Raw genomic sequence first — 8,279 nt, forward strand, 5'->3', positions numbered from 1 at the left:
CGGCGCCTCAGGCCTTGATCCGCGCCACGGCCGCTGCCGCTGCGCGCCCAGCCAGCGTCGCCCCGCCGACGGTCATGGCGCCGCCGCCGGCGGTGGCCTCGCCGGCGATGAAGAGGCGCCCGCCGATCGGCTCGGCCAACTGCTCACGCGCCGCCTCCCGGCCCGGCAGACAGACCGAATAGGAGCCGCGCGAGAACGGGTCGGTCCACCAGGCCGGGAAGGAGATGCCGGTCACAGCCTTGCGGATGTCGGAACCGATCATCGCCGACAGCAGCGTCGTCAGATGGTCGCGCGCGGCGCCCGGCCCCGCCAGCGACAACTCACGCGCGTGATCGCCGCCGCAGAAGGCGACGATCAGGTCCTTGTCGTCCGGGAACAGGTCGAAATTCATCAGCCGCTTCGGCGAGCCGGCCTCCAGGAAGCTGGTGCCCGGCGAAATGCCGAAGCGATTGCCCTCGACCTTCAGCGCGATCTTGGTCAGCGCCCCCATGCCGATCCCGTCGAGGGCATCGCGGGTGCGGGCCGGTAGCGCGGGCGTAAAGCGGATCGCACCGGCCTTGAGCACGCCGACCGGCACCGTGACGATGCAGGCCTGCGCCCGCAGCATGCCCGACGGCGTCGTCACGCTCACGCCCGGCCCGTCCCAGCGGATCTCGCTGACAGGCTGGTTGAGCCGGATGTCGAGCCCGGCCCCGTGCCGCGCAACCAGGTTGCCATAGCCCGATGGAACGAGGAGATCCTCGCCCGCCCACAGCCGTTGATAGTCGCGCGCCGAAATTCGCTCCGACTCCTCGCCGATCGAGAGCAAGAGCCCGGACGAGGCGATCGGCGCCAGATCCGGACCGAGATCGCCCAGCAGATCGCGGATCGAGAGATCGCGCTTCGTCAGATCGACCGTTTCCAGCCGCCGGTCGATCTGCCCGAAGGCGCCGCGGCGCCGCTGCCGGTCGGCATCGGCCATCGGTTGACCGCCCGCGAAGACGCGAAATCCGCCGCCCCAGGTTTCGTCGGAGGTCGCGACGCCGAGATCGCGCGCGATCTGGACCCAGGGGTTGCGCTCGGCCCAGTGGATGAACATCGCGCCGGCGTCATAGGCCGGCCCCAGCGAAGCATCGGTAAAGGCCCGTCCGCCGACCCGGCTCCGCGCCTCCAGCACGATGGCCTTGCGGCCCGCGGCCTTGAGGTCATGAGCGGCGGCGATACCGGCCGCGCCGGCGCCGATGACGATCACATCGGCCTCGGCGGCATGGCCCTGGCCCGGCGACAACGTCAGCGCGGCCGCCATCGCGGCAGATCCTGTCAACATGGTGCGGCGGTCGAGCATGGCGGAGGAGCGTCCGGTTCAGACGCTCATGTTGGGACCCTGCCCTTGCGTTGCAACAGGAACATGTCCGCCCCGGTGGCACAGCCGTTCACGAGATCGGGAGGGCATGAGCATCACACTGCGCGATCCGGGGCCTTTCTTTAGAACAATGTAAAAAGAAGATTTCATTGGAGCGATTTCACGACTGTGTCTTGGTCGCATCGGATTATGTGCTTTCGATGGCAGATGATTGACAGTCTTCGACTCGGACAATATCCGAAGACAGCCTTATCGAGCGTATAAGGCCTTGTTTATATTCATTTTAAACGTAACGCGCGCGACGGCTCCGGCCGCCTGCGTCGGCAAGGGTGGGTCAAAGGCGATGGAGATCTCTTCAGTCAGGTTGCGCGAGGGTGTCGCGCTGGGAACGCTTGCGGCGCTGCTGCTGGCGACGCCGGTTCTCGCGCAACAGCAAAACCGCGGCCGCACAACGGCGCCCGCTTCTGCCGCCGAGGCGCCCGTCCTGCTCGACCAGATCACCGTCGAAGGTGCCGCGCCGGGCCAGGCGCTCGTCGCCGGTCCGACCACGACGCGCACGACACGCGAGCAGCTCGACCGCCAGCAGGTCCAGAGCCTGAGCGACCTCTCGACCCGCGTCGAGGCCGGCATCACCTTCAACCGCCAGAACAACAGCCTCAACATTCGCGGTCTCGACGGTGCGCGCGTGCTGACGACGGTGGACGGCATCCGCCAGCCCTTCCTGATCGACACGCGGATCAACCGCAGCGGCGGCACGGCCTTCGACTTCGACTCGCTCTCGACGTTGGACCTGCTGCGCGGCCCCAGCGGCGGCAGCACGATCGGCGCCGGCTCGCTCGGCGGCGTGCTGGCGGTGCGCACGCTCGATCCGGAGGACCTCATCCGCAACGGCCGCAGCTATGGCGCCCTTGCCAAGACCGGCTTCGACAGCGCCGACCAGGCCGTCTTCGGCAGCGCCGCCGCCGCGGCGCGCTTCAACAACACCTGGGCCTTGATCCAGGGCGGCTTCCGCAACGGCCACGAGACCGACAGCGGCGGCACGGTCAAGACGATCGGCGCCGCCCGCACCGCGCCGAACCCGCGCGACTTCGACCAGTACAGTTTCCTCGCCAAGATCTATCAGTACTCCAACGACCAGGCGCATCGCTTCGGCCTGACCGCCGAGACCTTCAAGCGCTCGGACCGGATCGACAACCGCGACAACTCGGTCTCGCTCACCGGCAACTACCGGCCCGGCGCCTATCGCACCGGCGAGGACGTCCAGCGCGACCGCGTCTCGCTGAGCTACGACTACAAGATGCCGGGCTCCTTCTTCGACGAGGCCCATGCCGTCGCCTATTGGCAGCGGCTGAAGCGCAACGACCTGACCAACGCCTATCGCTACACCAGCATCGTCGGGCTCTATGCCCGGGACAACGAGAACGAAGAGACCGCCTACGGCTTCAACGGCCACGTCATCAAGAACTTCAACACCGGGATGCTGACGCACAAGGTCATCGCCGGCACCGAGCTGCGCATGTCGAGCCTGGAGCAGTACAGCGCCGGCTCCGACGCCTGCCCCACCCGTCCGGCGACCGGCATCTACACGGGCGCCTTCACGACCTGCAACAACATCCCCACCAACCAGTCCGAGCAGCCCAAGGTCGACGGGCGCCTCGCCGGCTTCTACATCCAGGACGAGATCGGCCTGCTGCAGAACCGCCTGCGCATCACCCCCGGCCTGCGCTACGACTGGTATGAGGAGAAGCCGCAATACACGCCGGCCTATACCAACAGCGCCTCGCGCCCGACCGGCCTGCCCGCCGCCTCGAGCGACTCGGCCTGGTCGCCGCGCATCCGCCTCGAATACGAGGTGCTGAAGGATACGCCCTGGTTCAAGGACGTCACCGTCTTCGCGCAATGGGCCAAGACCTTCCGCGCCCCGACCGCCAACGAACTCTATGGCCGCTTCGGCTCGCCGACGACCTATCTGCGCACCGGCAACGCCGATCTGCGCCCCGAGACCGGCAACGGCATCGATGTCGGCGTCCGCTTCGGCGACAAGGCCTTCGGCGGCTCGTTCACCTATTTCCACACCAACTACCGCAACTTCATCGAGCAGGTGCAAACCCAGGCGCCGGGCGTCGGCGGGCTCTACCCGCAGGGCGGCATCACCAGCTTCCGCAACATCACGCGGGCCGAGATCCAGGGCTTCGAGGCGAACATGCAATACGCCTTCGCCGAGAACTGGCTGGTGCGCGGCTCCTTCGCCTACACCCGCGGCAAGAACAAGGACGACAACACCTATCTGAACTCGATCCCGCCGATGCAGGGCATCGTGGCCATCGCCTATGGCACGGAGCGCTGGGGCGCCGAGGTTTCGACCAAGCTCGCCTCCGCCCGCAACGACGTCGCCGCCACCACCGGCGCGACCCAGGGCTTCAAGGCGCCGGGCTATGCGATCTTCAACGCCACCGCCTGGTGGAAGCCGCTGCCGCAGATCGCCGACCTTGAGCTCCAGATCGGCGTCTACAACATCTTCGACCGCAAATACTGGGACGCGGTCAACGTGCCCACCGGCGTCCTCGCCCAGGCCCGCGACTACTACACCGAGCCCGGCCGCACGGTGAAGGCGACGATGAAGTACCAGTTCTGACGAGCCTGCGTTTCGAGACCCGGGACACGTCGCCGGCCGGCCCTTCGGGGCCGGCCGTTGTCGTTGGAGCCCTATCCGGCCGCCCAGAACGCCTGCGCCTCCGGCGACAAGGTGGCGAGACACCGCGCGAAGGCGGCCGCATCGACATGGCCGCGCAGCACCCGCGCCACATCGGCGATCGCGCTCTCGGGCGAGAAGTTGTGGTCGATGCGCAGGCGGCGCACCTCCTCGGTCATCGCGGCGCGGTCCCAGCCCGTGACGCGTGGCTCCTGCGGGTCCCAGTCCATCACGAAGAGCGCGCGCAGCATCGCCGGCAGCACCTGCGCGAAGGCGATGGCCTGCGTCACGTCGAGCCGCCGCCGGAAGGCCAGCAGCACCGCTTGCGTCGTCGTATAGGCCTGGTTGCGCGTGGCGAGTCCCGTGGCCTCCGCGACCTCGGCCAGGAAGCGCTCGAAATCCTGTGAGGCGAGGCGGTATTCCATCGGCACGGGCATCGTCGCTCTCCTGCGGCGGTCAGGCCCCCGGCCCGTCCTCGCCCGCCTTCGGCGCCCCCCGCCGCCGCGGCCCCTCGGTCAGCGACTTGAACACGCCGCGCAGTGTCCGCGCCTCCTGCTCCGTCATCTCCAGCCGATGCAGGATGTCGCGCAGATTGGCGGTCATGATCTGCTTCTTGCCGGGCGGGAAGAAGCCGCACTGGTCGAGTTCGCCTTCGAGATAGTCGAACATGGACAGGACGGTGGCCCGCGTCGCCGGCGGCGAGGGGTTGTTCTCGCGGAAGGGCGGCTCGCCGTTTGTCGCCTTGAACCATTCATAGCCGACGAGCAGCACCGCCTGGGCGAGGTTGAGCGAGGCGAAGGCCGGATTGACCGGGAAGGTCAGGATCGCATCGGCAAAGGAGATCTCCTCGTTGGTGAGACCGATCCGCTCGCGCCCGAACAGGATGCCGACGCGCTCGCTGCTTGCGATCCGCTGCGCCAGCGGCGGCATCGCCTCGGCCGGCGTGACCACGCGCTTCATCTGGCCGCGCTCGCGCGCCGTCGTCGCCAGCACGAAGTTCAGATCCGCGATCGCCTCCGCCGCGCTCGGGAAGAGCCTGGCGTTCTCCAGGATATGCGTCGCGCCCGAGGCCGCCGAGGTCGCGCCCTTTTTCAGCCCCCCGCCGCTCGGCCAGCCGTCGCGCGGCGCCACCAGCCGCATCTCGGAGAGGCCGAAATTCGCCATCGCCCGCGCGCACATGCCGATATTCTCGGCCATCTGCGGCTCGACCAGGATGATGACCGGGGCCGGAGCCGTGACGGGGGGGCGCGTGCGGTCGGTACCGGAACCGGTCATGCTCTGTCTCGTCGTCGCCCGCGGAGCGCGGGAGCGACCGGGGAATCGCCCCAAGGAGGCACAGGGTCAAGCCTGAACCGTCATGCTCGCCCTTGTGGCGAGCATCCACGTCTTGAACACTGCCCGCGACGAAGGAAGACGTGGATGGTCGGGACAAGCCCGACCATGACGGTACGCTGACGTCCTTAGCCCGCCGCCGCCTCGACCGCCCGCAGCACCCGCAGCGTGTTGCCGCCGGCAAGCTTTTCGAGATCGCCTTCCGACCAACCGCGCCGGATCAGCTCCGCCACCAGCGCCGGGAAGACGCTGGTATCCTCCAGCCCGTCGGGGTTGATCCAGCCGAAGAAATCCGAACCGATGCCGACATGGTCGTGGCCGATGCGCTTGGCCAGATAGTCGAGATGGTCGCAATACTGCGTTAGCGTCGCCTTCGGCTTCGGCCCCGCCTTGGCGGCGAGATCGGCCTCGACCTTCACATGGTCGATCCCCTCGGGGCTCTTGCCGTACTGGTCCTTTGCCGGGCGGTGCCAGTCGCGCGAGGCCTGGCTGATGAAGTCCGGCACGAAGGTCGCCATCACCACGCCGCCATTGCCCGCGACGCGGTCGAGCACGTCGTCAGGGACGTTGCGCGGATGGTCGCAGAGCGAAAAAGCGTTGGAATGCGACCAGACGACGGGCGCCCGCGTCACGTCGAGCGTGTCGTGCATCACCTTGGGCGAGACATGGGCGAGGTCGACGACCATGCCGAGCCGGTTCATCCTGCCGATCACCTGCTGGCCGAAGGCGCTGAGCCCGTTGTTGCGGGGCGCGTCGGTGGCGGAATCGCACCAGTCATGGCTGTCGTTGTGGCAGAGCGTCATCAGCCGCACGCCGAGGTCGAAATAGGCGTCGAGTGCGTCGAGCTCGCCGTCCAGCGCCGTGCCGTTCTCGATCGTCATGAACAGCGCGATCCGCCCCTCCGCCTTGGCCGCGAGCACATCGGCGGCGCTCAATCCCGGTCGGAACACGTCGGCATGGCGCTTGAGGATGTCGCGCATCAGCGCGATCTGCGCGAGTGCGAAGCCGGCCGGGTTGCGCTGCTTGGGCGGGACATAGGCCGCGAAGAACTGCGCCGCGAGCTTGCCCGCCTGCATGCGCGGGATGTCGGTGTCGCCCTTCTCATGGACCTTGGTCAGGTCGTAGAGGCCGACATCGCCCTTCGCCGTGCGGTCGAGCCGGATGACGTAAGGCAGGTCGTTATGCCCGTCGATCAGCGGCGCGCGGTCGAGCAGCGCGAGCGCGGCGGCATAGGCATTGTCCTGGACGGGCGGTGTGGCGAGGGCCATGGCGGTACCTTCAGTCGGAATCGAGCGGGCCGGATCGTGGCAGGTCGCAAGCCCCCGCGCGAGGCCACCGCGCGCAGGGGCGCCATGTATAGGAATTGACGGGCCCGCTCCCAGCCTACCCACCACCTCCCCGTCATCCTGGGCGACCGCAGGTCGACCGGGATCCATCGGAGGCCTCGACGCCCTCCGATGGATCCCGGCCTTCGCTGCGCGAAGTCCAGGATGACGCACGATTGAAGCTGGAGGTGGCGAGAAGACAGCCCCGACCGCCCCTGGGGTTTGACAAACTCGGCCCCACATGGTTCTAAGCCGGCGTCGCGCGGGCCCAAAAGGCCCGCGTGGCTTTTTCCGCACCCGTGATCCGTTGTCTTCGGAAGCCGGATCTGTCGCTCCCGCCCCATGCGGGAGAGCAGGAGGGCGCGGTCCTCAACTCGCGAACTCACGAGGACACGCGATATGTCGAAGCGCCATGAGGCGAAATACAAGATTGACCGCCGTCTCGGTCAGAACATCTGGGGCCGCCCGAAGTCTCCGGTCAACCGCCGCGAATACGGCCCCGGCCAGCACGGCCAGCGCCGCAAGGGCAAGCCGTCCGACTTCGGCACGCAGCTGCGCGCCAAGCAGAAGCTGAAGGGCTATTACGGCTCGATCTCCGAGAAGCAGTTCCGCCGCTACTACGCCGAGGCGATCCGCCTGAAGGGCGACTCGGGCGAGAACCTGATCGGCCTGCTCGAGCGCCGCCTGGATGCCGTGATCTACCGCGCCAAGTTCGTGCCGACGGTCTTCGCCGCCCGTCAGTTCGTCAACCATGGCCACATCACGGTCAACGGCAAGCGCGTCAACATCGCGTCCTACCAGGTCAAGCCGGGTGACGTCGTCGCGGTCAAGGAGAGCTCGCGCCAGCTCGCCATCGTGCTCGAATCGGCCCAGCTCGCCGAGCGCGACGTGCCGGATTATCTGGACGTCGACCACGGCAAGTCGACCGCCACCTACACCCGCACGCCGACGCTGACGGACGTGCCCTATGCGGTGCAGATGGAACCGAACCTGGTCATCGAGTTCTACTCGCGCTGATCGAACGGAGGCGGGCCGCAAAGCCCGCTCGCCGGAGCATTCCGGGGGATGGCGAGCAATCGCCGTCCCCTTTTTTGTTGGGGGGCTTTGGGGCACTTTGGCTTGGCTGTCGAGCCTCTGCTCCAGCTCATCTTACTCTGCAAATCAACAAGTGCCGCTTCCCCGCCGCGCGGTACCTACAAAGATCCTGATGGCGGTTAGGCGTAGGAGAATGCAGTGATCTTTGGCGTCAGCGGGCGACTTCCATGCAGCGAAACCAGTCACGGACAGCCAGCCGCAGGCGGATTTCCTCATCGTCGCCCATTGCGCAGCAATGAGCGATAGGATTTCTGATGGCGTTTAAGTTAGTTAGAACTCTTTCAACAGCAGATTTACTAGTAAATAACGCGCCAAAGACCGCCCAGTTTCCGGTAATGATCTGCGCAAGCTCGCCACACGTCGTGTAATCTAACGCATCGTCTGACCTACGACTAGAGCGGAACCCGACCTGATTGAATCGGGAGGGATTCCCAAATCAGGCGCGAAGTGATTCAGAGTGACTGCCGGATGGAGGCCGGCAGCCATGTCGCGA

6 protein-coding genes are annotated in these 8,279 nt (G+C 67.0%); 2 read left to right on the forward strand and 4 right to left on the reverse strand.

All coding sequences use genetic code 11. The features are described from left to right. Positions 1–7 precede the first annotated feature (7 nt). Positions 8–1,285: a flavin monoamine oxidase family protein gene (locus tag ACFPN9_RS11850; RefSeq protein ID WP_245282359.1), complete on the reverse strand. Its 1,278-nt coding sequence runs from the start codon at positions 1,283–1,285 to the stop codon at positions 8–10. 400 nt (positions 1,286–1,685) lie between these two features. Between ACFPN9_RS11850 and ACFPN9_RS11855 the strand changes: the two genes are divergently transcribed. Next, positions 1,686–3,977 carry a TonB-dependent hemoglobin/transferrin/lactoferrin family receptor gene (locus ACFPN9_RS11855; RefSeq protein ID WP_082735430.1) on the forward strand — a complete coding sequence of 764 codons (2,292 nt, stop codon included), beginning with the start codon at positions 1,686–1,688 and terminating at the stop codon, positions 3,975–3,977. Between the two features lie 71 nt (positions 3,978–4,048). Here the strand turns inward: ACFPN9_RS11855 and ACFPN9_RS11860 are convergent, their stop codons facing one another. The 3 genes from ACFPN9_RS11860 to ACFPN9_RS11870 all read right to left on the reverse strand — a co-directional run bounded on the left by ACFPN9_RS11860 (position 4,049) and on the right by ACFPN9_RS11870 (position 6,634). Next, a complete protein-coding gene (locus ACFPN9_RS11860) occupies positions 4,049–4,471 on the reverse strand; it encodes a DUF2267 domain-containing protein (protein WP_066735327.1) in 423 nt (140 codons plus the stop codon). 19 nt (positions 4,472–4,490) lie between these two features. Continuing rightward, positions 4,491–5,309 (reverse strand): RNA methyltransferase, encoded by an 819-nt coding sequence (locus ACFPN9_RS11865; protein ID WP_067253916.1) that lies wholly within the window; start codon positions 5,307–5,309, stop codon positions 4,491–4,493. A gap of 185 nt (positions 5,310–5,494) precedes the next feature. Further along, the gene (locus ACFPN9_RS11870; protein WP_197431926.1) at positions 5,495–6,634 is read right to left on the reverse strand and encodes a dipeptidase; all 1,140 of its coding nucleotides are present in this window, start codon (positions 6,632–6,634) and stop codon (positions 5,495–5,497) included. Between the two features lie 456 nt (positions 6,635–7,090). On the opposite strand from ACFPN9_RS11870, the gene rpsD reads away from it, so the two are divergent. Further along, positions 7,091–7,708 carry a 30S ribosomal protein S4 gene (gene rpsD, locus ACFPN9_RS11875; protein ID WP_066734351.1) on the forward strand — a complete coding sequence of 206 codons (618 nt, stop codon included), beginning with the start codon at positions 7,091–7,093 and terminating at the stop codon, positions 7,706–7,708. The last annotated feature ends 571 nt before the right edge of the window (positions 7,709–8,279 follow it).

This window comes from Allobosea massiliensis (assembly GCF_042655245.1).
In the GTDB taxonomy this organism is placed as follows: domain Bacteria; phylum Pseudomonadota; class Alphaproteobacteria; order Rhizobiales; family Beijerinckiaceae; genus Allobosea; species Allobosea massiliensis.

What these genes read in the sequence shown, in the direction of transcription:
- ACFPN9_RS11865 (WP_067253916.1), bottom strand. Translation starts at nt 5,309, where the DNA reads ATGACCGGTTCCGGTACCGACCGCACGCGCCCCCCCGTCACGGCTCCG.
- ACFPN9_RS11870 (WP_197431926.1), bottom strand. Translation starts at nt 6,634, where the DNA reads ATGGCCCTCGCCACACCGCCCGTCCAGGACAATGCCTATGCCGCCGCG.
- ACFPN9_RS11850 (WP_245282359.1), bottom strand. Translation starts at nt 1,285, where the DNA reads ATGGCGGCCGCGCTGACGTTGTCGCCGGGCCAGGGCCATGCCGCCGAG.
- ACFPN9_RS11860 (WP_066735327.1), bottom strand. Translation starts at nt 4,471, where the DNA reads ATGCCCGTGCCGATGGAATACCGCCTCGCCTCACAGGATTTCGAGCGC.
- rpsD (WP_066734351.1), top strand. Translation starts at nt 7,091, where the DNA reads ATGTCGAAGCGCCATGAGGCGAAATACAAGATTGACCGCCGTCTCGGT.
- ACFPN9_RS11855 (WP_082735430.1), top strand. Translation starts at nt 1,686, where the DNA reads ATGGAGATCTCTTCAGTCAGGTTGCGCGAGGGTGTCGCGCTGGGAACG.